This window comes from Candidatus Dormiibacterota bacterium (genome assembly GCA_035532835.1).
Lineage (GTDB): Bacteria > Vulcanimicrobiota > Vulcanimicrobiia > Vulcanimicrobiales > Vulcanimicrobiaceae > DAHUXY01.
On record DATKQG010000067.1, the window covers coordinates 1 to 26,157 of the forward strand.

The window sequence follows — 26,157 nt, forward strand, 5'->3', positions numbered from 1 at the left end:
CATTCTTTTGAGCGATATCCACTTCGACCCGTTTGCGGACCGGGCGATCGTCGAGCGGCTCGCGGAGTCCCCCGCGAACCGTTGGCGTTCGATCTTCACCTCCGCCGACGCGCAGCGATTCTCGGGATACGGCTCCGATACGAATTTCGCGTTGCTGGAATCGGCGCTCGATGCGATGAAATCGGCCACGCCGGAACCGGCGCAGATTATCATCGGCGGGGATTTTCTGGCGCACGGGTTTCGCAAGAGCTTCGACGCCGCCTTACCGCGCCAAAGCGAAGCGCAGTACGACGCCTTCGTCGATAAGACGATCGCGTTTCTAGCGCTCGAATTTCAAACCGCTTTTCCGCGCTCCCACGTGCTGCCGGTGATCGGCAACAACGACAGCTACTGCGGCGATTACGCAAGCGCGCCGGGCAGCCCGTTCTTGGCCCACATGGCGCAAGCGTGGGCCCCCGCCGTTGCCGACGCTCCGGCCGCCGATTTTACGGCGCAATTCTCCGCCACCGGCTCCTACGAGGTCCCGTTGCCGGCGGAGCATCTTGTGGCGATCGTCCTCGACGATATTTATTGGTCGCCGAAATACCGGAACGCGTGCGGCGTTGCCGGAAGCGACCCCGGCGCCGCCGAGATGGCGTGGTTCGAGAAAGCGCTCAAATCGATTCCGAGCGGTAGCCAGGCATGGGTGATCGGCCACATTCCACCCGGCGTCGACGTGCATGCGACGCTCCATGCCGCCGTTTCGGGAACGGTAACGATGATGCTGGCGCAGCCCTATAACGATACGTTGATCGGATTGCTCCAAGACCCCAACGAATACGTGGCCCTCGCCACGTTCGGGCACGAGCACATGAACGATTTTCGCATCGTTGCGTCCCCGTCGTCGGTCTACGCCGTGCCGCTGCAGATCGTGCCGTCGATCAGCCCGATTTTTGCGAACAACCCGTCGTTCGTCGTGGCCGGCATCGCGGGCAATCCGGCATACATCACCGATGAAACGGTCTTCACGCTTCAAGGCTTGGCCGCTCTCTCCAAAAGAAACATCCACGGCGAGGCGCGCTGGCGCAACGAGTACGCGTTCGATCGGACCTACGGCGTGAAGGCCTTCGACGCCACGGGTCTACAGCGCTTGCATAGCGCGATGCTTACCGATCCAAGCACGCGCGAGCGCTTCGATCGGCTCTACGACGGCGGCAGCGGACGCGCGCCCATCACGAACGGCTATTGGCATGCCTACTGGTGCGGCCAGGTAGCGTTGACCGCGTTAGCCTATTCGGCATGCGCGATGCCGCAGATTCAGACGAACGCTCTACCGCCGCAGCCGAGCCCGCCGCCCGCTCCGGCGACGCCTCCCACCCCGGCGCCGACACCATCGCCGCTGCCGGGATGATCCGCGCTTTCGCAGCGCTGCTGGCCCTCACGTGCGCGCTCGCGCTCCCGGCGAGCGCGGCGCAGCAATGGCTGGTCGTAAGCGACATCCACTTCGATCCATTTGCCGCCGGCGCATCCCCGGCCGGATACGGTAAAGACAGCAATGCCGCGCTCCTGGACGCAACGCTCGCGCAGATGCTCCGGGTCAACCCGCACCCGCCGGTCGTGGTGATAGCCGGAGATTTTCTCGCCCATCGTTTTGCCCAACTCGCCGCGCAACATCACGAAGACGCGCAGACGGCGGCCGTACGAGCGATGCGCGCGATCGCGCACCGCTTCGGCACCGCCTTCCCTCATGCGCGCTTCATCGTCGCGCTCGGCAATAACGACGACTACTGCGGCGACTATCGGAGCGAAGACGGCGGCTCGTATCAGCGCGCGCTCGAACGTATCTGGCTACCGCTCGTGCAGCGCGGCGGCGCGCACACGAGCTTCGCGCGAACGTTTCTCCACGGCGGCTTTTACAGCGACGACGTATTGAACGGCCGCCTACGGGTACTCGTCGTCAACGACATCCCGTGGTCATTTTTTGCGGGCGGCCCGTGCCAACCCGCCCGTGGCGATCTCGCCGCTACCGAGCGCGCATGGCTCGCGCGCGAAGTCCAAAGCGGGCGTTCGAGCGCAATCGTGAGCCACATTCCACCGGGCATCGACGCCGGCACGACGGCGCTGCTTCGGGGTTTTTTGAACGTACCGTTCCTACGCTCGAACGCGCAGGCTGCCTTCGTGCACGACGTGCAAGCTCCGGGCATTCGCTGGGCGCTGTTCGGCCACACGCATCGTTTCGAACTGCGCTCGATCGGCAACACTCCTGCGCTGGTGATCTCGTCGATCTCGCCGGTCTACGACAACAATCCGGCGTTCTACGTCGTTGCGGTCGAACCAAACGGCAGCCTTGCGGACGTGCGTACCGAATACTTCGACGAAGTGGCGCAGCGTTGGCGTTCCGCAGGTTCGCTCGATCGTTCGTTCGGGATCGCGCGTTTCGACGGACGCGCGCTCGCCGATGTCCATCGCCGCATTGCGCGGGACCCATCGTTACGCGCGCGTTGGCAAGCACAAGCCGTGAGTTGGTCCACTCGCGTTAAGCAACCGCACTGGCGCTACGCATGGTGCGCGCAACGCGTGCCGACGATCGATTACGCGGGCTGCGCGCACACCACGACGCGTAGAGCGCTCGCGTTGGGAGCGGCCATCGCGATCGCGCTGGGTGCGTTAACTACGATCGTCTTGTTCGTTCGCCGACGCCGGCGCCGCGTGTAGTCCAGGCCGGTTAGGGGGAGGCTGTGTGCGGGGACGCCAAAAAAATTCATCCATGAATTTTTTTAGCTCGAGCACTTTTCCGACAGAACAAGTTCGGAAGTGGCCATCCTGGCCAGGTCGGAAAAGCTGCACGCCCCGCACACAGCCTCCCCCTAACCGGCCTGGACTACACGCAACGCGCCGGAGCTCCTAGCGACGCCGCTCCAATGCGAGCCGCACGTGCTCTTCCATGGGCGAGCGCGGGAAGCGATCGTGTACCCAGGCGAGTAAATGCTCCGCGCGAGCGTGCGCGGTGGTGGAGTGCATGTGCGCGTAGATGTATTCGAGATCGACGGTCATGCCGGAGAGCCACGTGTCGTGCGGATACTTCGATCCGAAATCTTCGATGGCGTTTTCGACATCCGCGCATAAGCCGAGCTGGCGATCGGCATGCGCGTTATCGCCGTCGACGCGGCCGCGAATGCGATTCAACTCGTTGCGCATGCCGAGAATGCTCATCTTGAGGTGGCCGAAGTATTCGTCGGCGGGAGCGAGGCGCGAGCGCGCTTGCACGCAGGTGAAAGGAGCTGCGAGAAGCAGCGTGGCCAGCATCGTTAACGCGATGGAACGCCCCATGGAAGGATGTTCGGAGAAAAGTCGAGCGGCTTGAACCTGCTTCGTTGCTGGGCGGTAGAGCTACGACTCGGTTGCTACCGGGCGGGCCGGATCGGCCACCCATTCGCTCCAGGAGCCGCCGAAGAGGCGGGAGCCGAGGAGACCGGCGCGTTCCATCGCCAGCAGGTTGACGCACGCGGATACGCCGGAGCCGCACTGATGGACGATGGCCGTGGCAGGCACGCCGAGCGCTTCAAACTCCGCGCGCAGTTGCTCGGGCGGCTTGAACGCGCCGTCGGCGCCGAAATTTTCTTTGAACGGACGATTGGTCGCGCCCGGGATATGTCCGCCCACCGGATCGATCGTTTCGTTCTGTCCCGCGAAGCGGTCGCTGCCGCGAGCATCGAGCACGCGCATCGCGTCGGAGCCCAAGTGGTTCAGGACGAATGCCGCGTCGACGGTGCGCGCGGTTTGCAGCGATGCGCGTATCGATCCGGGCGGCGGAGCCGCAGGCACGTCGCCGCTGGTCGGAAAGCCGTGTTGTTGCCACGCTGCGAAACCGCCGTCGAGCACGGCGGCAGCGTCGTGCCCGATCCACCGGGCGAGAAACCACAAGCGCGCCGCAAACATGTCGCCGCCGCCCGCGTCGTACGCGACGATTTGCGTGTCGTCATCGACGCCGAGGGAGGCGAGAAACGCGGCGAACGTCGTCGGGTCGGGGAATGGATGGCGCCCGTTCGTTCCCGTCTTCGCGCCCGAGAGATCGCGTCCGAGATCGGCATAGAATGCGCCGGGAATGTGGCTTTCGCGGTACGATCGCAGGCCGAAGCTCGCATCGCCCAGCGCGTAGCGAGCATCGATCGCAACCCAGCGCGGGTCGCCCAAGTGCGCGCGCAGCTCTTGGGCAGATACGATGGTGTTCGCCATGCGAGCTAGTGGAGGCTGATCGTGGTCTTCGGCGTGGCTTCGTAGCCGAACGCTTCTTTGAGCACCCGTTCCAGCTCGCCGTTTTGCGCCATCGGGCCCAAGATATCGGTATCGCCGAAGAACGCGCCTTTGATGAAGACCTTCGGCAGCGTCGGCCAATTGGTCATCTCGGCAAGAGCTTCGCGCTTGGGCATGTTTTCAAGCACGTCGATCACTTCGAACGGATAGCCGAAGCGCGTGAAAAATTCGATCGTTTCGAGCGTGAAGCCGCAACGAGGCATCGTCTTGGTGCCCTTACCGTACACGAGGATGGTGTTGGCGCCGATCTCGCGTTCGATTTCGGCCTGGAGTTGCTCCGACATGATGCGTCCTATCGTTCTATTATTCGACGAGGGTGGTGATTTCGACCGCGTGAACGCGCCCGTCTTTGAGCGCGTCCCCAAGGGCTCCGTAGACGAGCCGATGCTGTTCGAGCAGCGGGCGGCCGGCGAAGGCTTGCGAGCGGATCTTGAGGTTGAAGTGATCCATCGTGCCCGTGCGGTCGACGACGTCAACCTGGGCATCGGGAATGCTAGCACGGATCAGCGCTACGAGGGCGGGTGTATCGATCATCGTCCTATGGCTGCAAACGGGGGCGTGAAGTGCGCAGCGATTCCGCCAACCCGCGCGCTTCGCGGAGGGTTTCGGGGAGCCGCTCTCCCTGGCGTGCGAGCAGGGCCGTGACGCCGCCTGCCAGCACGATGCCGGTGACGCCCAAAAGCAGAGCCGGTACCCCCGAGGCGCGGAGCGGGCCGATCTCTAACGAAAAAGTCTTCGACGTCCGCGCTAGTCCGCGAAAAATGGCCTTCGCGATGCTGGTACCCTTACTCATAGAACCGTAGCTTACGGCGGCGATGCCTGCGATGCCTGGGGTCCGGGCGCCTCAGGATTTTCTCAGCGCGGGCCACGATATAAGGGTGGAACCCTTTGCTGACCGTCGTCCGTTTTTCTTGAGGGAGCCCTCGTGCATTCACTCCTTTTGGCCGCCTGCTGCCTGCTGAGCGGCAACGTTCACGCAACGTCGGGCGCCCCGCTTGCCGGCGTTCACATCGAGCTTCGCGGGACGGTGAACGCCCAGACAAGCTCCGATGCCCGCGGGGATTTTGCGGTACATGTGGCGCCGGGCGCTTACCAGCTCGATGCTTCGGTGCGCGGTTACGCTCCGGTGACGGTGGCCGTGAACGCCTCAGCGGACGTGAAGGTTCAGATCGCGCTCGAAGCTCTCGACGCTCCCGCGCTGCGTCAGATCGGTAGCGTGACCGTTGACGGCCGTCTGGCGCCGATTCAGGGAGCGATTCCGCAGATTCAGATCACACGCGCGGATATGGAACGCAGCGGCGACTCTCGTGTCGTCGACGGCCTGCAGTCACTGCCCGGAGCAACGTTCGCGCGTCCCGACGGCGGCGCATCGAGCGCTATCGCGGTGGTCGCGTTGCGCGGCCCCGACCCCTCCGAATCGCTCGTCGCGCTCGACGGCCAACTCTTGAACGACGGCAATACCGGCGATGTCGATCTTTCGCGTTTTCCGGTGGCGGCGTTTTCCTCGATCGACGTTACCGAAGGGCTGGGACCCGAAGACAGCAACGGCAGCAATACGTTCGGCGGCGCGATCAACCTGATCTCACTGCGCCCGACGCGCGACCCGCACTACGCGGCCTCGCTCTCCGGGGGCTCGTTCGGGCAGAGCGAAGGCTGGCTCAACACGACCGGAACGCAGGGCCGCCTCGGGTACGCACTCGCGTTGGACGATCAGAACGAAACCGGATACGTCAAGCAAACGGTGCCGTTGTACGCCCTCACGCCGGCGGGAGCGCCCGCCCCCGCACCGCCGGCGCCCACGGCGCTGGGTTCCTCGATCGCCGCGCATCTGGGTTTAGGCTCGCTCACGTGGACCTTTTCGCAGAACGCGGACATCACCGCGCGCGTGTTTCTGCTGGGCGACGTGCGCGACCAAAGCAGCGCGGTAAACGGCATCGACGGAAATCCGACCGATCAAACGTTCGGGCAATTTATCGGGCCCGGTAATCAAACGCTCGCGCAGACGATTCGCGCATATCAGGTTCGCGCGCGCGCGCCGCTGGGCGCCGGCGAGTTGACGAGCGATATTTCGGAGAGCGATAACGGCGTCAACCTCAACGGCGGCGTCTCGTCGGCTCCATACGACGTCACGCACATCGATCGCCGCTACAACGGCGCACTGACCTGGCAGCGGACGTTCGCCGCCGCGCAGTATGCGATCGGCGGATATACACGCTACGAATCTCTCGGCTTTGTCGATCCGAGCGGATCGCAGCCGAATCTCGGGCAGACGATCAACGTGTTCTTCGCACGTGGCGGCTTCCGCCCCACGCCGAAGCTGCGCTTGGATGCCGGTCTCTTCGAATCGCGATACACCAGTTTCGGCTCGAATCTCGACGGCCGCTTCGGCGCGATCTACAATACCGATCCGCGCACCGCGCTGCGCTTTTCGCTCGGCACCGGTTTCCGCGCCCCGCTCTTGATCGAGCGCTATCAGTTCCCGCTCGACCAACTCACGCAGGACGCGTTCGGCGTCTTTCTGGGGCAAGGGAATGCGAACGAGCACCCGGAGCATGCCACCGAATACGAACTCGGCGTCTCGCACCAATTTTCCAGCGACTCGACGCTCGACGTCTCGCTCTATCGCACCAATCTGCGCAACCCGATCGAAGTGTACTATCCGCTCGCGGCTGCGAACGCCGGGCTCTGTGCGGCGAATTCACCCACCAATCCGATTCCGGGCTGCGTCTCGTACAACAGCAACGACGGCAACGCTGTCTATGAAGGGGCCGAAGTACGCTTCGTCCAGCGCTTCGCACCGCAGCATCTCTTTCTCACCGCGATGTACGGCCTCAACGTCGCCTATCCCACTAGCCTGGATGCGTCGTTTTCGAACCCGACCTCCGGCGGCAACCTCGTGAATAACGCGCAGTTCTTAGGAATTCCGCAGCAACAGGGCTCGCTCGAATTGGACTGGGCGCAGAACGGCTGGCACGCTTCCACCACGGCGAATTTCCGCGGATTCAATAACGAACTGAGTCAAACGCCGTTCACCATCGTCAATGCCCTGGTGGGTAAGGCGCTCGGTCCGCACGTCGACCTGTCGCTCGCTGCTACCAACGTCTTCAACGATGCGGCCGGCCGCTTCACGCTGTTCGGCGGGGGAATACCGTATCGGGGCATCGTCGGGCAGGACCCGGCGACGGGTGGTCCGCAGTATGGACCTCTCCCCACCGACGCGCTCTACGTCGAACCGTTCGGCATTCGCGTCATTCTAACGGTGAAGCATTGACGTGACGACGATGAAGGCCGTGCGCTTGCACGAACTCGGTGGCCCGGCCAAACTAACGCTCGAAGAGATCGATCGCCCGACTCCCGGCGCGGATGAGGTGCTGGTACGGATCCATGCGGCAGCCTTCAATCGGCGCGACGTGTTCATTACGCAAGGCCTGTACCCGGGCATCGAACTGCCGCGCACGCTCGGTTCCGACGGGGCGGGTGTCGTCGCAGCGGTCGGCGCCGGCGTCAACGATTTAGAACTCGGCGCGCCCGTCGTCATCAACCCGATGCTCGGCTGGGGGAACGATCCGCACGTGTGGGCTCCCGGCGCATCGATTCTCGGCATGCCGCGTGACGGCACGTTCGCCGAGTACGTCGTGGTGCCGCGGATCAACGTCTATCCGAAACCGTCCGATCTTTCGATGGAAGAAGCCGCGGCGTTGCCGTTGGCGGGTTTGACCGCTTATCGCGCGACCTTTACGCGCGGCGAATTGCGCAGCGGCGAGACCGTGCTGATCCCGGGCATCGGCGGCGGCGTGCAAACGTTCGTGCTGCTCTATGCGAAGGCGGTCGGCGCGCGTGCCATCGTCACCTCGGGCAGCGAAGAAAAGCTCGAACGCGCGAAGCAACTCGGTGCCGACGTTGCGATCGACTACCGCAGCGAGGATTGGCAAAAGATCGCGCGCAAGGCCGGCCCGATCGATCTCGTGGTCGATTCTTCCGGCGGCGATACGCTGGCCAAATCGCTCTCGGCGGTGCGCCCCGGCGGCCGCATCGTGATCTATGGCGGAACGCGCGGCGAATCCGCGATCAAACTCTTTTCGCTGTTTTGGAATCACGTCGATATCCGTGGGACGTCGATGGGAAGCCCGGCGGATTTTCGCGCGATGCTCGAAGTCTTCGGCCGCGGGCTCAAACCCGTGATCGATCGCGTCTACCCGATGAGCGAAGCGGCCGCCGCTGCCGAACGCATGGCGTCGAGCGAGCAATTCGGCAAAATCATCCTGCGGATCGCGTAACGCTGTAGCGATAGAGCCGATCCAACCGTAGCATCGACCCGAGTTCCTCCGCAATGAGTGCGGCATGCTCTATGCCGACGATCGCTTCCCACGGCGGGTTGAGAATCGCCGTCTCCTCGTCGGTCATGGCGCGATCGACGGCGACGGCTTCGACGCGACGTTCGGCGGCGAGCGCGATGAGATACGCAAGCATCTGCCGCGCCATGGCCGGCCATAGGATCGCGCGGCCCGGCCCGTAGATCCGCAACACCAATTCCGGAATCGTCTGCGGAGCGATCTCGAGCGCTTCGATCAATTCGCGTTCTCGCAACGCGCGATGCGCGATGTACTCCGCGATCTTCGAACGCGGGTCTTCGACCGCAGGCCCGTGCCCTCCATAGATCCGGCGCGCGTCGCCGAATCGATCGCCCAGCATCGCGAGCGTGCGTTGATACGGACGCATCGCACCGCTCGGCGGCGCGATCACGACGGTTCCTTCGCCCAAGATAACGTCGCCGGTAAAGAGCGCGCCCTCGGCCGGTTCGAAGAACGCAACGTGATCGAACGTATGGCCCGGCGCATCGACGACATCGAGCGCGAGATCGCGTATCCGCAGCGTGCCGTCGAGTGCGAAGGCTTCATCATGCGGCACGATCGACGTTGGATGCGCGTAGATCCGAGCGCCCGTAGCGCGCGCGAGCGGCGCCGCCGCCGGTGCGTGATCGGGATGTCCGTGCGTCAACGCGATCGCCGTAATGCGCAGATTGCGCTCGCGTGCCGCCGCGAGCAACGCTTCCAGATGTCGCTCGATGATCGGTCCCGGATCGATCACGAGAGCCTCTCCGCCGCCCGCATCGATCAAGTACGAGTTCGTGCCGCTGAGCGTCATCGCCGAGGGATTCGGCGCGCGCACGAGTTGAATCCGGCTCACCAGAGGTTCTCGAGCGCGGCCGGCATCGTAAATCCGTTAGCCGGTGAGTCGCTCGGCATGATCGTCAGAATCGGTTTCCTCCGTGCGAACGCGATCGCCTCATCGACGGTAGCGAAGGGCAGCAATCGCTCCAGATGCTTGATGGTCGGATAGACCAAATACAGTGCGCCATCCCGCGAACGCTCGAGCGCGCGCTGCGGCGAGATCCACACGCCGTCGTGCGTTTCGACCGCGTCCGCTTGTGCTAGTTGATCGAGCGGAGCCGATGCGATGAAAAAGTGCGTATCGTATCGCCGCGGCTCGCTCGGCGGCGTGATCCAATGCGAAAATAGCGAGAGCGCGCCGGCATCGTGTAAACGCACGCCGGCCTCTTCGTGCAACTCGCGCAGCGCCGCTCGAACGAGCGCCGCCGCATCGCGCTCGCCGACCGGCGAGCAATCGGTTGGAAGCTCGCGAGGAACGGTGGCGCGAAATTGCGCCGCGACGCCGGCAACCGCGCGATCACTGGCTACGTCGTAATCCTGCGCCTCGACGGTACCGCCCGGAAAGACGTACGCATCGGGCACGAACGTGCTGCGCGCGCTACGGCGCAACAGGAACAGCTCGATGCCGCTGGAGGCGCCCGGTCGTACGAGCATGACGGTGGCGGCGAGTCGCACGGAGCGAATGGAACCTCCGGGGGCGTGGGGGCGTTGCCGAGTATATGAACTCGCGAGTTATCGCCGCCGCCGCAAGCGTCCTGTTGCTCATCGCTACGCCGGCCATCGCCCAAACCACCCCGTCGCCGTCGCCGAGCCCGACGGCCTCACCCTCCGGTTGGCCCGCGATCCCCGCAAACATCGGGAATATCGTGCAGGGCATCGTGCAGAGACTCGCCGGAGACGCGACCGCCGGTTACGGCGTCGATCCGAACCACGTCCGCGGCGTGGTGACGTTCTTCCAGCGCTTCAATCTGCAAGTGCGGATGCCGCTCAATCAGTATCGCAATATCCATCTGCACCAAGGAACGATCATCAACCCGCGCGGCACGACGCTGCAATCCGGGCAAGTCGTCGACGTGCAAGGGCACCCGAATCCCGACGGCACCCTCGAAGCCGACGTCATCACGCTCGTACACTAAGCGCGGCGCGCGCTGGTGGGTGATGGGAGAGCACACGGCCCGTATGGGGGGCGTGCAGCTTTTCCGACCTGGCCAGGATGGCCACTTCCGAACTTGTTCTGTCGGAAAAGTGCTCGAGCTAAAAAATTTCATGGATGAAATTTTTTGGCGTCCCCCCATACGGGTTGTGTGCTCTCCCATCACCCACCAGCACGCAAACCCCACCCTATACCTACATCCAAAGTCCACGAGCCTCCGTTCTGTTCTCGTAAGCTCGGCGAGCGGCTCGATGTCGAGTGCGCGACCCAAGAATGAAAGGTTTGTGGAATTTTATGAAATCTCGATTGATGAAGGCGCTGGCCTTCGCGGGCGTTATGAGCCTCTCGGCGCTTCCGGCCCTGGCCTCGATGATGCCGAACGTTACGGATGCTCCGTCGCGTTTCTCCGGCCCGGGCGTGTATACCGGAGCACCCGCACTTCCCGTTACGCTCTCGATGGTGATCGCAGGCGGCGGCCCGGCCCACTTCAGCACGTTGACGCTGGTGCATACGCTGGCCGGCGCTAAGACGGGCGCCGAAGTTGCGTCGCTCACCAAGAAGTTCGGTTCGGCCAAGGTCGGCAATTTCGTTAAAGTGTTCGACTTCGTCGTTGCGGATACGCTCAAGATCGTGACCGAGAAGCACATCGCGCTTCCGGCCAAGCCGAGCCCGAATCCGAAGAACGGCAAAGCTCTTGCAGCGGCGCTGTGGGGCGCGGGCCAGACCGGCGACGGGTTCAACGTCGAAGTAATGCTGGATCGCGCCGTTTCGCATCCGATTCACGACCAAGTGATGAAAGACATCGATGCGAAGTACGGTATTGCGGCTGACGCCGACTACCACGCTGTGCTGAATCAGGCGATGAACGACCTGGCCTCGGTGTACGGGCTCCGGAAGTCCGGTTCGATGTAACGACGGCCTCGCCGAAAAGCAAAAGGGCTGCGCAATCGTGCAGCCCTTTTTTTGTTTGCCGTTCGCCGGGCCGCAGTCTCTCGCTACGCGCGCCGACGCCCTCCGATATAGGAGAACAGGATAATATCAAACTCACCGCCCGACGCCAAGGGCCGGGAGAGAAAAAATCGCGTAGCAGAGGGCTAGCGACCAGTTGATGGCATGGGACGTCCAGCAGTAGACGCAGGGCATGCGGGTTACGAAGAGGAGCGAGTATGCGAGAACGGCGGAGACGGCTGCCGCGAAGGCGCAAATAGTGAGCAGGGTTAGTATCTCCCACGGGCGATTCGCGAACCAAACCGCGATCCCGAATGCGGGATAGTATGCGGCGCCCAGGAGGGCGTTCGGTATGCGACCGAGGAGACGCGCTCGCGATGTCTGGACGACGCTGGGCTCCCTCAGTTCGCCGCGGGCGGCCTTTACGGACTTCCTTAGCATGAAAAGGGCAGCGTAGAGACCAACACCGCACAACACCGTGATCACTAGCCGGAGCTCCACCCTATTTCCCCGCTGAAGCGTTTACTGCGGCGCCTAGCTGCATTGGCGATCCTCTTGGTCTCCTTTACGCTGGCGGCGCTGGTCATTCGCTTTCAGCCCCAGGTGGACTATTTCATTCGGACGGTAGGTCCGTCGGCATACCCGCTCGCGGTTGCGATCTTTGCAGTGGTGGCTGCGGCACCGTTCTCCGTAACCGACGCTCTAGCGGTGATGAACGGCGCGATTTTCGGGCCGTTCTACGGGTCGATCGTCAACGCGATCGGGCTCGTGCTGGCAGCTCTGCTGGGCTATTGGATCAACCGCCGCGCGTCGCACATGATGGAGATCGACTCCTACCTCAAACGGCTCCCCCCTTGGGTGAAGCGATTCCCGGTCGGATCGCCGGCGTTTTTGCTTGCCGTCAGAATCATTCCCGGCTTCGGCGGTACCGTAGCAACCGCGAGCGCGGCGACCTTTCGAGTGCCTATCTGGGTGCACGTGTGGACGATGTGCGCGATTGCAATTCCCATTTGCACGTTGCTCGCGATTTTCGGTGACCGCGTGACGGTTGTCGTTCACGGATACGAAACGCGGGCGCACATCTACTGGGAGCACCATCATCCGCACTTTCACTTCCATCGCCTGCCGAAGGTAACCGCGACACCGTGAGTTTCGAACTGATCGATTCGCAAGAGAGCCTGGAGGCGCTGGCTCGTCGCGTGCGGGACGCGCAACGCGTCGCGTTGGATACGGAGTTTCACACCGAACGCACGTACTCGCCGCGGTTGATGGTTGTGCAGCTAGCGTTCGACGACGGCGAAGCGATCGTCGATCCGTTGGCGATCGGCGACCTTTCGCCGCTCCTGTCGGCTCTCGACGAAACGCTCGTTATCGGCCACGCGCTTTCGTCGGATCTCAAGATTTTTGCGGAGCGCTTCGATAGCGTTCCCTCAAGCGTTTTCGATACGCAAGTGGCGGCCGCGTTCTTGGGGTTTGGGATGCAAATTTCCCTGGCGGATCTCGTGCGCGATCTACGCGGCGTGCGTTTGGCAAAATCGCAGACGGTGAGCGACTGGTCGACGCGCCCGCTTTCGGAGCGGCAACTCGAGTATCTCGTGGACGACGTGGTGCATTTGCTGCCGATGTACGACACGCTCGTGGAGCGATTGCAGGCGCAGGGGCGCTACGCGTGGGCCCTGGAGGAAAGCCAGGCGCTGGGCGGGATCGAGCGCTATCGTGCCGACGAGCGCCGCGCGTATCTGCGCATTCCCGGTGCGATGCGGATGAATCGGCGCGAGCTCGGCGTACTCAGCGAGGTCGTCAAGCTGCGCGACGCGCTGGCCCGCGAGCGCGACCTGCCGCTCAAATACATCATGGCCGAAGATATCGTGGCCGGGATCGCGACCCTGCGGCCCAAACGGGTCGAGGATTTGGCGCAGTTGCGCCGGCTCGAAGCAGGCGTGCGCCGCCAATTCGGGCAGGCGATCGTCGACGCCGTGGCGCGGGGCGAAGCCCTCCCCGAAGACGCGTTGCCGCAGCGCCCCCAGCGACCGCTGGGAACTTCGCGCGACACGGTTGCAGCGGTGATGGGCGTGCTGGTCGGCGAGATCGCGCGCACGCACGAATTGCCGCCCAGCCTCTTGGTTCCACGGGCTTCGCTCGAGCGCGTCGCGCGTGAAGTTCCAGGCGATCGCGCGGCCCTGGAAGCGGCGCTCGGGATCTCGAGCTGGCGCGCGGGCCTCGTCGTCGAGCCGCTTTGGCGACTTTTGTCGGGCGAGTTACATTTGGAAATCGAAGGCTACACGGCAGGCGATCCCAAAATACTTCTATCGCCATGAATCAGCACGCAAATAGCTTCAATGCCGCCGATACGCTCCGCGTCGGCGATCGCTCCTACACGTACTATCGGCTCGATGCGATCGAGCGCGCGGGGCTGACGAAGCTCTCGCGACTGCCGTTCTCGCTCAAGATTCTGCTCGAGAATCTGCTGCGATTTGAAGACGGCCGCTCGGTCAGTAAGAGCGATATCGAGGCGCTTGCGACGTGGAACCCGCATCAGCCGCCGGATCGCGAGATCGCGTTCCGTCCGGCGCGCGTGCTGTTACAAGATTTCACCGGCGTACCGTGCGTCGTCGATCTCGCCGCGATGCGCGATGCGATGGCCGCGATGAACGGCGATCCCAAAGCGATCAACCCGCTGCAGCCGGTGGAACTGGTGATCGACCATTCGGTGCAGATCGATTACTTCGGTTCGAACGACGCCTTCGTTAAAAACGCGGATCTCGAATTCGAACGCAATCAAGAGCGTTACGCGTTTCTCAAATGGGGACAATCCGCGCTCTCGAATTTCCGCGCGGTTCCGCCCGATACCGGCATCGTGCATCAAGTCAATATCGAGTATCTAGCGCGCGTCATTTTCGGCGCGGGCGGTGCCGGCATCGGCGTCGATGCGCGGGGCGCCGTTGCCTATCCCGACACCGCGGTCGGAACCGATTCGCACACGACGATGGTCAACGGCCTGGGCGTGCTGGCGTGGGGCGTCGGCGGCATCGAGGCCGAGGCGGCGATGCTCGGCCAACCGGTAACGATGTTGATTCCGGAAGTGGTCGGATTCCGCTTCGACGGCAAATTACCCGAAGGCGTTACGGCGACCGATCTCGTGCTGACCGTTACCGAGATGTTGCGCAAGAAAAAGGTCGTCGGCAAATTCGTAGAGTTCTTCGGCAAGGGGCTCTCCGCGCTTCCGGTTGCGGACCGCACCACGATCGGGAACATGTCGCCCGAGTTCGGCTCGACCGTCGGCATCTTTCCGATCGACGACCGTACGCTAGAATACTTGCGTCTAACGGGACGCTCGGCGGAGCACATCGCGTTAGTTGAGGCGTACGCGAAAGCACAAGGCCTCTTCCGCACCGACGACACGCCCGATCCCGAGTATAGCGAGGTGTTGCATCTCGATCTCTCGACGGTCGAGCCGAATCTGGCGGGGCCTCGCAGGCCGCAGGACCGAGTGGCCCTTCGCGACGTGAAGACCTCGTTCGCAACCGCCATGAACGAATGGTCCGCCGCTCGCGACGGGTCGAATACCGCGGTTGCGCGCTTCGAAGGCGAAGGCGGCGGACAGACGGCCACCATCGCACACACGGCCAAAGACGTTGCCGACGGGGCGGTAGTGATCGCTTCGATTACGTCGTGCACGAATACGTCGAATCCATCGGTGCTGATCGGCGCCGGGCTTTTGGCGCGCAATGCGGTCGCGCGGGGATTGCAGTCGCAACCGTGGGTCAAGACGTCGCTCGCGCCAGGTTCGAAAGTCGTCAAGGATTATTTGGCCAAGGCCGGCCTGCAAGATCCTCTCGACGCGCTCGGCTTCAACATCGTCGGCTACGGCTGCACGACCTGTATCGGCAACTCGGGCCCGCTCCCGATCGACGTTGCCGAGACCGTTGCCGAACAGGACCTCATCGTTGCGGCGGTGCTTTCCGGTAACCGCAATTTCGAAGGACGCATCCATCCCCAAGTCCGTGCGAATTATCTTGCGTCGCCGCCGTTGGTTGTGGCGTACGCGCTGGCGGGACGCATGGATATCGACCTAACGACCGAACCGCTGGGCACCGACCGTGCCGGCCGGCCGGTGTATCTCAAGGATATCTGGCCGAGCAACGACGAGATCGCTGAAACGGTTGCGCGCTGCGTGACCGACGCGATGTTCAAGGCGCGCTATTCGGACGTCTTCGCAGGTGACGCCAACTGGGCGAAAATCGACGTCGCGGCAAGCGAGCGCTACGCATGGGACCCCAAATCCGAGTACGTCAAGAAGCCGCCGTACTTCGAGAACATGCCCGCGGAGCCGGCCGCCGTTCGCGATATCAAAGGCGCGCGCGTGCTTGCGCTCTTGGGCGATTCGATCACCACCGACCATATTTCGCCGGCCGGAAACATCGCGAAATCGAGCCCCGCGGCGAAATACCTCATGGAGCACGGCGTCGAGCCGAAGGACTTCAATTCTTACGGCGCGCGCCGCGGCAACCACGAAGTGATGATGCGCGGCACGTTTGCCAACGTGCGCTTACGCAACCGTCTCGTCCCCGGAGTCGAGGGCGGCGTGACGCGCTATCTGCCGGCCAACGAGCAAATGTCTATTTTCGATGCCGCGATGAAGTACAAGGCGGACGGCACGCCGCTCGTGGTGTTGGCCGGCAAAGAGTACGGCAGCGGTTCGTCGCGCGATTGGGCCGCCAAAGGCACCAATCTGCTCGGCGTGCGGGCGGTGATCGCCGAGTCGTTCGAACGGATCCATCGTAGCAACTTGATCGGCATGGGCGTATTGCCGCTCGAATATATCGACGGGGCCGACGCTTCCACGTACGCGCTCACGGGCGAGGAGATCTTCGAGATCACCGGCGTCGAGAAGGGCCTAAAACCGCGCATGCACGTGGACGTCAAAGTCACCGATCCGCAAAGCGGCCGGGCGCTGACGTTTAAGGCGCGCCTGCGCATCGATACGCCGGACGAGGCCGAATATTACCGGCACGGCGGCATTTTGCAGTACGTGCTGCGCCAACTCCGCGACGCGCAAAAATAGCCGTAGCGTAAAGAACGAAGCATGAGCCTGGAGGATGCCGATCGCGAACGCCTGGATGTGCTGCACGCGCGTCTAGGCGAAGCGAACGCCGTTTCGCTCGGCTATCCGTCCGCAAAGGATTTCGATTACGCCGAACTGGCGCCGTTTCTCAGGTTTCCGATCAATAACGTCGGCGATCCGTTCGCCGAGGCCACCTATCGCGTCGAGACGCGCGAGTTCGAGCGCGAAGTGGTCGGGTTCTTTGCCGATCTCTATCGCGCGCCGGCGGACGATTGGTGGGGCTACGTCACCAACGGCGGAACCGAAGGGAATCTCTACGGCCTGTACTTGGCGCGCGAGTTGCTCCCGAAAGGGATGGTGTACTACTCCGAGCAGACGCATTACAGCGTCGCGAAGAACTTGCACTTCCTGGGCATGCGGCACATTACGATCCGTTCGCAGTCCAGCGGCGAAATCGATTATGAAGATCTTCGCGAAACGCTGAAAATCCATCGCGACGTGCCACCGATCATTTTTGCCAACATCGGTACCACCATGACCGAGGCACGCGACGACGTGGCGCGGATCGTCTCGATCATGGACGACCTTGCGATTCACGAGCGCTACATCCACTCGGATGCCGCCCTCGCCGGTGCGTATGCCGGCTTATTGGAGCCGCGCCCATCGTACGATTTCGTCGACGGCGCGGATTCGATCGCCGTGAGCGGCCATAAATTTTTGGGCGCGCCGATTCCGTGCGGCGTGGTCATCGCGCGCAAGCACAACGTGCAGCGCATCGCGCGCGCGATCGACTATATCGGGAGCCTCGATACGACGATCACCGGATCGCGAAACGGTTTTACGCCGCTGATGCTCTGGTACCGCCTGCGGGAGTTGGGGCTGGACGGCATTCGCCGGCGTCTAAGACATTCGCTCGACTTGGCATCGTATCTAGAACGATCGTTACGGGCGGCTGGAGTCTTGGCGTGGCGCAATCCGAATGCCATCACGGTCGTCTTTCCGCGGACCAGCGAGGCGTTGCGGGCGAAGTGGCAACTCGCGACGGCGGGACCGATCGCGCACGTCCTCGTGCTGCCGAACGTGATGCGCGAACAAGTCGACGCCTTCGTAGGCGATATGCGGGCCGAGCAAATCGTCAAGGAGGAAGCATGCAGAGTATCCGGGTGATCGTACCGAACCGTCCGGGCCTTTTGGCCGAACTGACGGAATGCTTGGCAAATGCGCAGGTGAGCATCTCGCAGATCGTGGTGGAAACGCACGGCTCGGGTGCGCTCGTTCGCATCGAAGTGGAAGAGGGAGACAGAGCGCTCGCGACGCTGACCGGTGCGGGGTACGATGCCGTGACCGACGGCGTGTTGTTGGCGCGGATCGAAGATCGCCCGGGTGCGCTCGCGCGCCTGTCGCGCCAACTCGCGGACGCGCACCTCAACATTCGATCGATGCATCACGTCCTTCGCGAGGAGGGCTACGCGCTGGTCGCCATCAGCACCGACGACAACGAGCGAGCCCGCGGAGTGCTCGGCGGGACCGCGCTGTAGCGCATCGGTAGGGGCGGCGTTTTTCCGGGAATAGACCCTTCATGCGTGAAGCGGTTTTGATCGGGCATCTCACTTCCAAGAACGGTCCTGCGGCGTTTGCCGAGGTATCGAAGGCGCTTGTCACCCGCGGAGTTTCGATCGTCGAGGCCCACCAGGTGGAGAACCGCAAGGAAATCCGTCGCCGTGTGAAACGCGCGGTAAAATCCGGGCATACGCTCATTCTGGTTATAGGCGGCGATGGTAGCCAAGCCGCGGCCGTCGGCCCGCTCGCGCATACGAAGGCCGTTCTGGGCGTGATTCCGGCCGGTACCGGGAACAGCTTTGCCCAGAGCCTCGGCATCAAGCCGACGATTGAAGACGCCATCGGCACCATTCTCACCGGGCGGGTGGCGAGCGTCGATCTGGGAGTCGTCAACGGCGAGTATTTTGCGAACTTTGCGACCATCGGACTGAGCAGCGAAATTGCGGAGAGTACGCCGAAACTCTTGAAAAAAATCGTGGGCGGTGCGGCCTACGGTCTCTCCGCCATTCTCCCGATGCTCAAACATCGAGCGTTTGTCGCGAATGTGTCGTGGGAGCGGAACGCTCTCACGCTGGAGACGCACCAGATGATCGTCGCCAGCGGTCGATATTTCGGTAATACGCCGATATTGCCGGACGCGACGGTGACCAGCGGACGATTGGCGTTCTTTACGACCGCCGGCCCCGGGCGCCTCGATGTAATGAGGATGTATCTGGCATTTCTCAATTGGACGCAGACCGATCTTCCGGACGCGCACTACTTCCAGGCCGCGAAGCTTACGATCAAAACAAAGAAGCGCCAGCCGATCGCCATCGACGGCAGCGCGTTCGGATACACGCCGGCGAAATTCTCCGTGGCGGCGAACGCATTGCGCGTCATGGTGCCCCTGGCCCCGGATGAAGCGACGGCGCCGTGACGCCGGCGGTCGTACTGTGGGGCCTCTCTATCGCGCTCTTTCTCGCGTTTTTCTTTTTAGGGACGTTCGTTTCGACGCGCCCGTTGACGCGGATCGATATTGACGGCGCAAGGGTGCGCGGTGCATTCCCGGAATTGGCGCTGCTCTTTACCCGCTCCGGACGAGGGTTGCCCTTGCTGGCGATCGGGGCCCTTGCAACGCTCGGGTTTTACTTGTTGAAGAAGCCGCTGTGGATTCCACTGGGAGTGTCGGTCTCGCAGTTGCTCTCCCAAGGCTTTGTGGAATTGCTCAAACGGCGTTTCTCGCGCGAGCGTCCCGACGATTGGCTTGCGCGCCGCGAGCGCGGGCTTTCGTACCCGAGCGGGCACGCAACGACGGCGATCGTCTTTTTCGGCGGCTGGTTGCTCGCGCTCGCGGAGGTTCCCATGCCGCCGGGGATCGGGTTCGTCGTGGGCGCAGCGTTAGCGGCGTGGATGATCGGGATCGGCTGGTCGCGCGTGGCGCTCGGCGCGCATTACCCGACCGACGTCTTCGGCGGTATCCTCTTCGGATCGGCTTGGATGTGTGCGATACTCGCGATGTTGCTGCGACTGCGAGCTATAGCATGAGCCGGCGAAAATCGCCGAGCACGTTTGCGACGTACACGAGAAACCGCGCTGCGCCCGCGCCGTCGATGACGCGGTGATCGTAGCTGACGCTGATCGGAAGCATCAGCCGCGGCTGGAAGGCCGAGCCGTCCCACATCGGCTGCATCGCGGCGCGCGTCGCACCCAGGATCGCGACTTCGGGAGCGTTGACGATCTGCGTGAATTGCGTTCCGCCGATCCCACCGATCGAGGATATCGTAAACGTTCCGCCTTGCATATCCGTTAATCCGAGCTTTCCGTCGCGAGCCTTGGCGGCAAGCGCGGAGGTCTCGGCCGCGATCTCGAGCAGGCCTTTGCGGTCGGCGTCTTTGAGCACCGGCACGACCAGCCCGTTCGGAGTGTCGGCGGCGAAGCCGAGGTTGTAATACCGTTTGTACACCAGTTCGTCGCCCGCGAGCGACGTGTTGAACTCGGGGAAGTGCTGGAGCGCGCTAACGCAGGCTTTCATCAGGAACGCGAGCATCGTCAGCTTCGGGCCGCCATGCTTGGCTTGCTCCGCGTTCACTTCGTTGCGGAATGCTTCGAGCGAGGTGATATCGGCTTGATCGTAGTTGGTGATGTGCGGAATCTGCAGCCAGTTGCGGTGTAAATTCGGCCCGGAGATTTTTTTGATGCGTGAGAGCGGCTTGCGTTCGATCGTCCCGTATTGCGCGAAGTCGACGTTGGGCCACGCGGGTAGGCCGGGGAAGCCCGCGGCGGACGCCGACGCGCCCGGTGCGGCTTGCAGTGCGCCTTTGACGTAGCCTTGTACGTCCTCGCGCGTGACGCGTCCGTTTGGGCCGCTCCCGCGCACGCCGTGCAGATCCACGCCGAGCTCGCGAGCGAAGCGACGGATCGCGGGGCTCGCGTGGACGATTCCGGCATCGGCCGGTTGCGGCATCGGCGCGGCAGCCGGCCGCGCCGGAACGATTGGAGCTTGTTGCGCGGCCGCAGCGACCGGCGCTGCCGGGGTTGGCGCAGGTGCGGGAGTTGCCGGAGCCGCGGTGCGTAGCGTCGCGAGTACCGTGCCCTGCGAGACGCGATCTCCAACGCGCACGCGCAGCTCTTCGATCGTCCCGGCGGTGCTCGCCGGCACGTCCATCGAAGCCTTATCGCTCTCGAGCGTGACGATCGAGGCTTCTTTCGCGACGGTGTCGCCTGCCTTCACCAACACGTCGGTGACGGGGATCTCTTTAAAGTCGCCGATATCCGGTACGCGCAGTTCGATGAGGCTCGTCGCCGCGGCGGTCGGCGGCGGCGCTGGCTGCGCCGCATCGGCGGGTGTTGGCTTCGCAACCACGTCGCTGGGAGCGGCCTTCGCGCCCGTGCCCGGCTCGTCTTTGAGCGTAGCGATGACGCTGCCTTGGCTGACCTTATCGCCGGCCTGAACCGCGATGCTTTCGATCACGCCATCCGCGGGCGACGGCACTTCCATCGACGCTTTATCGCTTTCCAACACGACCAAGGAATCGTTTTGATTGACGCGATCGCCGGGCTTCACCAACACCTCGATCACGGGAACGTCGGCAAATCCGCCGATGTCGGGAACGCGTATCTCCATGACGTAGCTTCCTTATACCGTGATGGGGTTGGGCTTATTGGGATCGATACCGTACTTCGCGATCGCCTCAGCGACGAGGCTGCGTTCGATCGTGCCCTCGTCGGCGAGCGCGTTGAGCGCCGCGATCGCGACGTAGTGGCGGTTCACCTCGAAGAACGTGCGTAACTTGCGCCGGTAATCGCTCCGTCCGAAGCCGTCGGTCCCGAGCGTCACGTAGCGCCGGCCGACGTACGGGCGCAATTGCTCGGCGTAAGCGCGCACGTAATCGGTCGCCGCTATGCCGGGGCCGATGCGCCCTTCGAGGCAGCGTTCCACGTGGCTCAATCGCGGCTTCTCGCCCGGGTGCAGCAGCGTGTGCCGATGAGCGTCGACGCCGTCGCGCGCGGATTCGTTGAAGCTGGTCACGCTCCAGATATCGCTCTGTACGTTCCAATCCTCCGCAAGCAGATCGGCGGCGGCGATCACTTCGCGCAGGATTGCGCCGGAGCCGAAGAGCTGCACGCGCGGCGATTTTTTATGGGGCTTCCCGCCGTCGCGCAAGAGGTACATGCCGCGCAAAATGTCGTCGGCCGATCCCTCCGGCATCGCCGGATGGGTGTAGTTTTCGTTGAGCAGCGTGATGTAATAGTACACATCTTCTTGCTCGGCGAGCATGCGGCGCAGGCCGTCTTGGATGATGACCGCCACTTCGTACCCGAACGTCGGATCGTAACTCTTGCAGTTCGGGATGAACGAGGCCATCATTTGGCTGCTGCCGTCTTCGTGCTGCAGTCCTTCGCCGTTGAGCGTGGTACGCCCCGAGGTGCCGCCCAGCAGAAAACCGCGGGTTCGGCTATCGCCCGCAGCCCACGCAAGATCGCCGATGCGTTGGAACCCGAACATCGAGTAGAAGATGTAGAACGGAACCATCGGCAGGTCGTGGTTGCTATACGACGTTCCCGCCGCGATCCACGACGAAAGCGCGCCGGCTTCGTTGATGCCTTCTTGGAGGATCTGGCCGTGCTGATCTTCGCGATACCACATCAGCTGCTCGGCATCTTGCGGATGGTAGAGCTGCCCCACCGACGAGTAGATCCCAAGTTGCCGGAACATGCCCTCCATGCCGAAGGTGCGCGATTCGTCCGCAACGATCGGCACGACGCGCGGCCCGACGGTCGCATCTCGGACGATGGTATTGAGGATGCGCACGAACGCCATCGTCGTGGATATCTCGCGCTCGCCCGTGGCTTTGAGTTGCCCGTCGAATGCCGAGAGCGCCGGAACCGGAAGCGAAGCCGAGGTGCGCCGCCGTTGCGGCAAGCTTCCCAACGCGTGCACGCGATCGCGAAGATATTTCGCCTCGGCGCTATCGTCGGGCGGACGATAGAACGGTATGCTCTCGATCTGCGCGTCGCTCACGGGTATATTGAAGCGATCGCGAAACACGCGCATCTCCTCGAGATCCATTTTCTTCGCCTGATGGGCGATATTGCGCGCTTCGCCGGCTTCGCCCATGCCGTAGCCTTTGATCGTCTTTGCGAGAATGACCGTCGGTTGGCCCTTATGCTCGACCGCGGCCTTGTAGGCGGTGAAGACTTTGCGCGAATCGTGCCCGCCGCGCGCGAGCGCCCAAACCTCGTCGTCGGTCCAATCGGCCACCAGCGCCGCGGTTTCCGGATACTTGCCGAAAAATTCGTCGCGCACGTATTTGCCGTTGCGCGATTTGAGCGTCTGATAATCGCCGTCGATCGTCTCGGTCATCAATTGCACGAGCTTGCCGCTCTTATCGGCCTTGAGCAGTGCGTCCCATCCGGTTCCCCAGATGACTTTGATAACGTTCCAGCCCGCGCCCTTGAATACGCGTTCCAACTCTTGAATGATCTTGCCGTTTCCGCGTACCGGCCCGTCGAGACGCTGCAAATTGCAGTTGATCACCCAGATGAGATTGTCGAGCTGTTCGCGCCCGGCGAGCGAGACGGCTCCGAGCGATTCGGGCTCGTCCATTTCGCCGTCGCCGAGGAACGCCCACACCTTACGATCGGCGGTATCGCGCAGACCGCGATCGTGCAAGTAGCGCATGAAGCGCGCTTGATAGATCGACATGATCGGCCCCAACCCCATCGAGACCGTCGGATACTGCCAGAACTCGGGCATCAACCACGGGTGCGGATACGATGGGAGCCCGTTCCCGTCGACTTCTTGCCGAAAATGTTCGAGTTGTGATTCGGTGATGCGTCCTTCGAGAAACGCGCGCGCGTAGATTCCCGGCGACGAATGGCCTTGCATGAACACCATGTCGCCGCCGAACGTCTCCGTCGGCGCGCGCCAGAAGTGATTGAATCCGACGTCGTACAGCGTGGCGGCGGATGCGAAGCTCGCGACGTGGCCGCCGAGTTCGGATGAGGCTTTGTTCGCGCGCACGACCATCGCCATCGCATTCCAGCGCACGTAGTGTCGCAGGCGCGCTTCGAGTTCGCGATCGCCCGGCATCGATGCTTCGCGTTCGGGCGGTATCGTATTGACGTACGGCGTTTCAAGCCCGAGCGAAACGTGGGCGCCGCCGCGCCGCGCTTCGTCGACGAGTTGCTCGAGTAAGGCGCGGGCTCGGTCGGGGCCTTCCGCGGCCAAAACGCCGCGCATGGCATCGAGCCACTCGGTGGTCTCTTGCGGGTCGGGATCGTGTACGAACGCGCTCATAATAACGCTTCCATTCCGCAGAGTTTGCGAATCCCTTGCAGGTGGATCGATCCGATCGACAGGCCGCATCAGTCCAATTCTAAGGGCTACATTTCGGTGCTGAAAGCGATGCGGTCTTCTTTCAGGGCAACGCCGATTGCCGCGAGCAGTAACACCCCGCCGGCGATCGCCGGCGCGGGGACGGCTTCGTGAAAGATCGCGAGCGCCAAGGCGGCCGCGATGGCGGGTTCGAGCAGCGTCGCAAAGGCGACCGCACTCGGCGAAAACCAGCGCAGGGCGGCGTTCAGTGCGGTGTGTCCGAGCAACTGCGAGACGAGCGCCATCGCCAAGATGCCCAGCCACGGGCCGGTTGCGCTCGCGGGCGGCAACGGCTGGTGGGCGAGCATCGCGGCGATCAACAGCCCGAGCGACGCCCAGGTGTAGGTGTGCGTGACGATGGTACGCGTGCCCAGATCCCCGCGTACTTCACGGACGAGCGTGAAGTACGCGCCGATGGCGACCGCGCCGGCGAGCGCCAGGCCGGCGCCCAACAGGTCGTGCCCGCGGAACGGCGGCGGCGTTCGGTCGAAGCCGACGACCATAATCAGCCCGATGCCGCCCACGACGAACGCTCCGAGAGCAGCCGGGCTCAGTCCGCGGCGATGCACCACCGCATCGTAGGCGGCGGTCCAAATCGGCGTGGTCGTCACCAAAAGCGTGGAAACCGCGATGTTCGTGTAGTCCAGCGAGGCAATCCAGGTGCCGAAGTGGATCGCCATCGCGACCCCGGCGAAGAACAGGAGCAGGCGGGCGCGGGGCGTCAGCGTCTCCCGCGTGGGCCGAATTGCCGAGACCAGCAGCAGGATGAGCGCGGCAATGGTGAGGCGGCCGGCGGCTACCGCAATCGGCTGCGCACCGCCCAGCGCGTACCGCGCAAAGATTGCCGCCGCGCCCACCGCAAGCTGAGCCCCGCCCAGGACTAGGTAAGGAAGCACAGCGGCACGGGTTTGGTCCCCGTACCGCCGTAACCTTGGCTAGCTAGCGGGGATTTCGTTGGCGATAACGCCAACAATCGGCGAACGGGAGCTCGCTGCAAGCGGGCTGAGAGGGCGCGGTCACCGCGCCGACCGTCGCGATTCCGAATTGCGGAGTCCACACCCGATCCGGATAATGCCGGCGTGGGAAGAGGAGATATTTCATGGCGATGACAGCAGCGGCGGCGACTGGCGGCTCGCGCAAGATCTACGTGCAGGGCGGCGACCCGTCGATTCGCGTACCGATGCGCGAAATCGCGCTGACCGACGGCACCACGCATGCCGTGTACGACACGAGCGGGCCCTATACGGATACCGATGCGACGATCGACGTGCGAACGGGGTTAGCCGCGTTGCGCGAACGCTGGATCGATCTGCGCGGGGATACCGAGGTGCTGGAAAAGCCGACGTCGGTGTATCGGCGCGGCCGCGAAGCGATGCACGAACTCGATGCCATCCGGTTTGAAAGCAAACGCACGATCCGTCGTGCCAAGCCGGGCGCTAACGTTTCGCAGATGCACTACGCGCGCAAGGGTATCGTCACGCCGGAGATGGAGTTCGTCGCGATCCGCGAAGGCGTCGAACCCGAATTCGTGCGCGAGGAAGTCGCGCGCGGCCGCGCGATCATTCCGTCCAACATCAATCATCCCGAGAGCGAGCCGATGATCATCGGCCGCGGCTTCCATGTAAAGATCAACGCCAACATCGGCAATTCGGCGGTCGCCTCGACGATCGAAGAAGAAGTCGATAAGATGACGTGGGCGACCCGCTGGGGCGCGGATACCGTCATGGATCTCTCCACCGGCAAAAACATTCACGAGACGCGCGAGTGGATTCTGCGTAATTCCCCGGTGCCGATTGGAACGGTGCCGATCTATCAGGCGCTCGAAAAGGTCAACGGCAAAGCCGAAGAGCTCACGTGGGAACTTTTCCGCGACACGCTGATCGAGCAGGCGGAGCAGGGCGTCGACTACTTCACCATTCACGCCGGAGTGCTTCTGCGATACGTGCCGCTCACGGCCGCGCGAATTACCGGGATCGTATCGCGGGGCGGATCGATCTTGGCGAAGTGGTGCCTCGCGCACCATCAGGAAAACTTCCTCTACACGCACTTCGAAGACATCTGCGAGATCATGAAGGCGTACGACGTTGCGTTCTCGCTCGGCGACGGTTTG

General features: G+C 63.3%; 25 protein-coding genes. 14 read left to right on the forward strand and 11 right to left on the reverse strand.

Annotated elements, in window-relative coordinates:
• Together VMW12_08520 and VMW12_08525 are read left to right on the forward strand one after the other, a co-directional pair.
• Positions 1–1,390 (forward strand): hypothetical protein (locus tag VMW12_08520; GenBank protein ID HUZ49767.1); only part of this gene is annotated, 1,390 nt, incomplete at its 5' end.
• On the forward strand, positions 1,279–2,694 hold the full coding sequence (locus tag VMW12_08525) for a metallophosphoesterase (protein HUZ49768.1): 1,416 nt from the start codon (positions 1,279–1,281) through the stop codon (positions 2,692–2,694). The genes VMW12_08520 and VMW12_08525, both read left to right, overlap by 112 nt.
• Before the next feature lie 189 nt (positions 2,695–2,883).
• Here the strand turns inward: VMW12_08525 and VMW12_08530 are convergent, their stop codons facing one another.
• Genes VMW12_08530 through VMW12_08550 form a run of 5 tightly spaced genes read right to left on the reverse strand, consistent with a single transcriptional unit; the run spans position 2,884 to position 5,086 of the window.
• On the reverse strand, positions 2,884–3,309 hold the full coding sequence (locus VMW12_08530; GenBank protein HUZ49769.1) for a hypothetical protein: 426 nt from the start codon (positions 3,307–3,309) through the stop codon (positions 2,884–2,886).
• Positions 3,310–3,369: 60 nt separating this feature from the next.
• Entirely contained in the window at positions 3,370–4,215 is an 846-nt protein-coding gene (locus VMW12_08535; protein ID HUZ49770.1) for a sulfurtransferase, read from the reverse strand.
• Between the two features lie 5 nt (positions 4,216–4,220).
• A complete protein-coding gene (locus VMW12_08540) occupies positions 4,221–4,577 on the reverse strand; it encodes a glutaredoxin domain-containing protein (protein ID HUZ49771.1) in 357 nt (118 codons plus the stop codon).
• Between the two features lie 19 nt (positions 4,578–4,596).
• Complete coding sequence (locus tag VMW12_08545; protein ID HUZ49772.1) at positions 4,597–4,827, reverse strand: BolA family protein; 231 nt, start codon at positions 4,825–4,827, stop codon at positions 4,597–4,599.
• Positions 4,828–4,831: 4 nt separating this feature from the next.
• Positions 4,832–5,086 carry a hypothetical protein gene (locus VMW12_08550; GenBank protein HUZ49773.1) on the reverse strand — a complete coding sequence of 85 codons (255 nt, stop codon included), beginning with the start codon at positions 5,084–5,086 and terminating at the stop codon, positions 4,832–4,834.
• A 132-nt stretch (positions 5,087–5,218) separates the two neighbouring features.
• Here VMW12_08550 and VMW12_08555 point away from each other — a divergent pair, with 132 nt between their 5' ends.
• Both VMW12_08555 and VMW12_08560 read left to right on the forward strand, forming a co-directional pair.
• Positions 5,219–7,564 carry a TonB-dependent receptor gene (locus VMW12_08555; GenBank protein ID HUZ49774.1) on the forward strand — a complete coding sequence of 782 codons (2,346 nt, stop codon included), beginning with the start codon at positions 5,219–5,221 and terminating at the stop codon, positions 7,562–7,564.
• 10 nt (positions 7,565–7,574) lie between these two features.
• Positions 7,575–8,570 carry a zinc-binding dehydrogenase gene (locus VMW12_08560; protein HUZ49775.1) on the forward strand — a complete coding sequence of 332 codons (996 nt, stop codon included), beginning with the start codon at positions 7,575–7,577 and terminating at the stop codon, positions 8,568–8,570.
• On the opposite strand, the gene VMW12_08565 is transcribed toward VMW12_08560, so the two are convergent.
• Both VMW12_08565 and VMW12_08570 read right to left on the reverse strand, forming a co-directional pair.
• The gene (locus VMW12_08565; GenBank protein HUZ49776.1) at positions 8,551–9,480 is read right to left on the reverse strand and encodes an MBL fold metallo-hydrolase; all 930 of its coding nucleotides are present in this window, start codon (positions 9,478–9,480) and stop codon (positions 8,551–8,553) included. The two genes, VMW12_08560 and VMW12_08565, sit on opposite strands and share 20 nt — an antisense overlap.
• On the reverse strand, positions 9,477–10,139 hold the full coding sequence (locus VMW12_08570) for an NUDIX hydrolase (GenBank protein ID HUZ49777.1): 663 nt from the start codon (positions 10,137–10,139) through the stop codon (positions 9,477–9,479). Before VMW12_08570 ends, VMW12_08565 begins: the two co-directional genes overlap by 4 nt.
• Before the next feature lie 44 nt (positions 10,140–10,183).
• Here VMW12_08570 and VMW12_08575 point away from each other — a divergent pair, with 44 nt between their 5' ends.
• Together VMW12_08575 and VMW12_08580 are read left to right on the forward strand one after the other, a co-directional pair.
• The gene (locus VMW12_08575) at positions 10,184–10,600 is read left to right on the forward strand and encodes a hypothetical protein (GenBank protein ID HUZ49778.1); all 417 of its coding nucleotides are present in this window, start codon (positions 10,184–10,186) and stop codon (positions 10,598–10,600) included.
• 311 nt (positions 10,601–10,911) lie between these two features.
• Positions 10,912–11,529 (forward strand): hypothetical protein, encoded by a 618-nt coding sequence (locus VMW12_08580; protein HUZ49779.1) that lies wholly within the window; start codon positions 10,912–10,914, stop codon positions 11,527–11,529.
• Between the two features lie 132 nt (positions 11,530–11,661).
• Here the strand turns inward: VMW12_08580 and VMW12_08585 are convergent, their stop codons facing one another.
• The gene (locus VMW12_08585) at positions 11,662–12,066 is read right to left on the reverse strand and encodes a vitamin K epoxide reductase family protein (protein HUZ49780.1); all 405 of its coding nucleotides are present in this window, start codon (positions 12,064–12,066) and stop codon (positions 11,662–11,664) included.
• A 42-nt stretch (positions 12,067–12,108) separates the two neighbouring features.
• On the opposite strand from VMW12_08585, the gene VMW12_08590 reads away from it, so the two are divergent.
• From VMW12_08590 to VMW12_08620, 7 genes are read left to right on the forward strand one after another with little or no spacing between them, the layout of a single operon-like run.
• Positions 12,109–12,714, forward strand: coding sequence for a VTT domain-containing protein (locus VMW12_08590; GenBank protein ID HUZ49781.1), 606 nt, complete (start codon positions 12,109–12,111; stop codon positions 12,712–12,714).
• The gene (locus tag VMW12_08595) at positions 12,711–13,883 is read left to right on the forward strand and encodes an HRDC domain-containing protein (GenBank protein HUZ49782.1); all 1,173 of its coding nucleotides are present in this window, start codon (positions 12,711–12,713) and stop codon (positions 13,881–13,883) included. Before VMW12_08590 ends, VMW12_08595 begins: the two co-directional genes overlap by 4 nt.
• Positions 13,880–16,630: an aconitate hydratase AcnA gene (acnA, locus tag VMW12_08600; protein HUZ49783.1), complete on the forward strand. Its 2,751-nt coding sequence runs from the start codon at positions 13,880–13,882 to the stop codon at positions 16,628–16,630. The genes VMW12_08595 and acnA overlap by 4 nt, the downstream gene beginning before the upstream one ends.
• A gap of 21 nt (positions 16,631–16,651) precedes the next feature.
• Entirely contained in the window at positions 16,652–17,797 is a 1,146-nt protein-coding gene (locus tag VMW12_08605; GenBank protein HUZ49784.1) for a histidine decarboxylase, read from the forward strand.
• Entirely contained in the window at positions 17,779–18,168 is a 390-nt protein-coding gene (locus VMW12_08610; GenBank protein ID HUZ49785.1) for an ACT domain-containing protein, read from the forward strand. Before VMW12_08605 ends, VMW12_08610 begins: the two co-directional genes overlap by 19 nt.
• Before the next feature lie 41 nt (positions 18,169–18,209).
• Positions 18,210–19,106, forward strand: coding sequence for a YegS/Rv2252/BmrU family lipid kinase (locus VMW12_08615; GenBank protein ID HUZ49786.1), 897 nt, complete (start codon positions 18,210–18,212; stop codon positions 19,104–19,106).
• Positions 19,103–19,714 carry a phosphatase PAP2 family protein gene (locus VMW12_08620; GenBank protein HUZ49787.1) on the forward strand — a complete coding sequence of 204 codons (612 nt, stop codon included), beginning with the start codon at positions 19,103–19,105 and terminating at the stop codon, positions 19,712–19,714. Before VMW12_08615 ends, VMW12_08620 begins: the two co-directional genes overlap by 4 nt.
• On the opposite strand, the gene aceF is transcribed toward VMW12_08620, so the two are convergent.
• The 3 genes from aceF to VMW12_08635 form a co-directional block, all read right to left on the reverse strand.
• Complete coding sequence (aceF, locus tag VMW12_08625; GenBank protein ID HUZ49788.1) at positions 19,704–21,293, reverse strand: dihydrolipoyllysine-residue acetyltransferase; 1,590 nt, start codon at positions 21,291–21,293, stop codon at positions 19,704–19,706. The two genes, VMW12_08620 and aceF, sit on opposite strands and share 11 nt — an antisense overlap.
• Positions 21,294–21,305: 12 nt before the next feature.
• Positions 21,306–23,969: a pyruvate dehydrogenase (acetyl-transferring), homodimeric type gene (gene aceE, locus VMW12_08630; GenBank protein ID HUZ49789.1), complete on the reverse strand. Its 2,664-nt coding sequence runs from the start codon at positions 23,967–23,969 to the stop codon at positions 21,306–21,308.
• 86 nt (positions 23,970–24,055) lie between these two features.
• Positions 24,056–24,943 (reverse strand): DMT family transporter, encoded by an 888-nt coding sequence (locus VMW12_08635; protein ID HUZ49790.1) that lies wholly within the window; start codon positions 24,941–24,943, stop codon positions 24,056–24,058.
• A gap of 203 nt (positions 24,944–25,146) precedes the next feature.
• Between VMW12_08635 and VMW12_08640 the strand changes: the two genes are divergently transcribed.
• Positions 25,147–26,157, forward strand: a 1,011-nt coding sequence (locus VMW12_08640) for a phosphomethylpyrimidine synthase ThiC (protein ID HUZ49791.1), incomplete at its 3' end; no start/stop codon positions are given.

Coding starts and splice junctions, on each gene's coding strand:
- VMW12_08525 (HUZ49768.1), top strand. CDS start 1,279: ATGCGCGATGCCGCAGATTCAGACGAACGCTCTACCGCCGCAGCCGAG.
- VMW12_08530 (HUZ49769.1), bottom strand. CDS start 3,309: ATGGGGCGTTCCATCGCGTTAACGATGCTGGCCACGCTGCTTCTCGCA.
- VMW12_08535 (HUZ49770.1), bottom strand. CDS start 4,215: ATGGCGAACACCATCGTATCTGCCCAAGAGCTGCGCGCGCACTTGGGC.
- VMW12_08540 (HUZ49771.1), bottom strand. CDS start 4,577: ATGTCGGAGCAACTCCAGGCCGAAATCGAACGCGAGATCGGCGCCAAC.
- VMW12_08545 (HUZ49772.1), bottom strand. CDS start 4,827: ATGATCGATACACCCGCCCTCGTAGCGCTGATCCGTGCTAGCATTCCC.
- VMW12_08550 (HUZ49773.1), bottom strand. CDS start 5,086: ATGAGTAAGGGTACCAGCATCGCGAAGGCCATTTTTCGCGGACTAGCG.
- VMW12_08560 (HUZ49775.1), top strand. CDS start 7,575: ATGAAGGCCGTGCGCTTGCACGAACTCGGTGGCCCGGCCAAACTAACG.
- VMW12_08575 (HUZ49778.1), top strand. CDS start 10,184: ATGAACTCGCGAGTTATCGCCGCCGCCGCAAGCGTCCTGTTGCTCATC.
- VMW12_08580 (HUZ49779.1), top strand. CDS start 10,912: ATGAAATCTCGATTGATGAAGGCGCTGGCCTTCGCGGGCGTTATGAGC.
- acnA (HUZ49783.1), top strand. CDS start 13,880: ATGAATCAGCACGCAAATAGCTTCAATGCCGCCGATACGCTCCGCGTC.
- VMW12_08605 (HUZ49784.1), top strand. CDS start 16,652: ATGAGCCTGGAGGATGCCGATCGCGAACGCCTGGATGTGCTGCACGCG.
- VMW12_08610 (HUZ49785.1), top strand. CDS start 17,779: ATGCAGAGTATCCGGGTGATCGTACCGAACCGTCCGGGCCTTTTGGCC.
- VMW12_08615 (HUZ49786.1), top strand. CDS start 18,210: ATGCGTGAAGCGGTTTTGATCGGGCATCTCACTTCCAAGAACGGTCCT.
- aceF (HUZ49788.1), bottom strand. CDS start 21,293: ATGGAGATACGCGTTCCCGACATCGGCGGATTTGCCGACGTTCCCGTG.
- aceE (HUZ49789.1), bottom strand. CDS start 23,969: ATGAGCGCGTTCGTACACGATCCCGACCCGCAAGAGACCACCGAGTGG.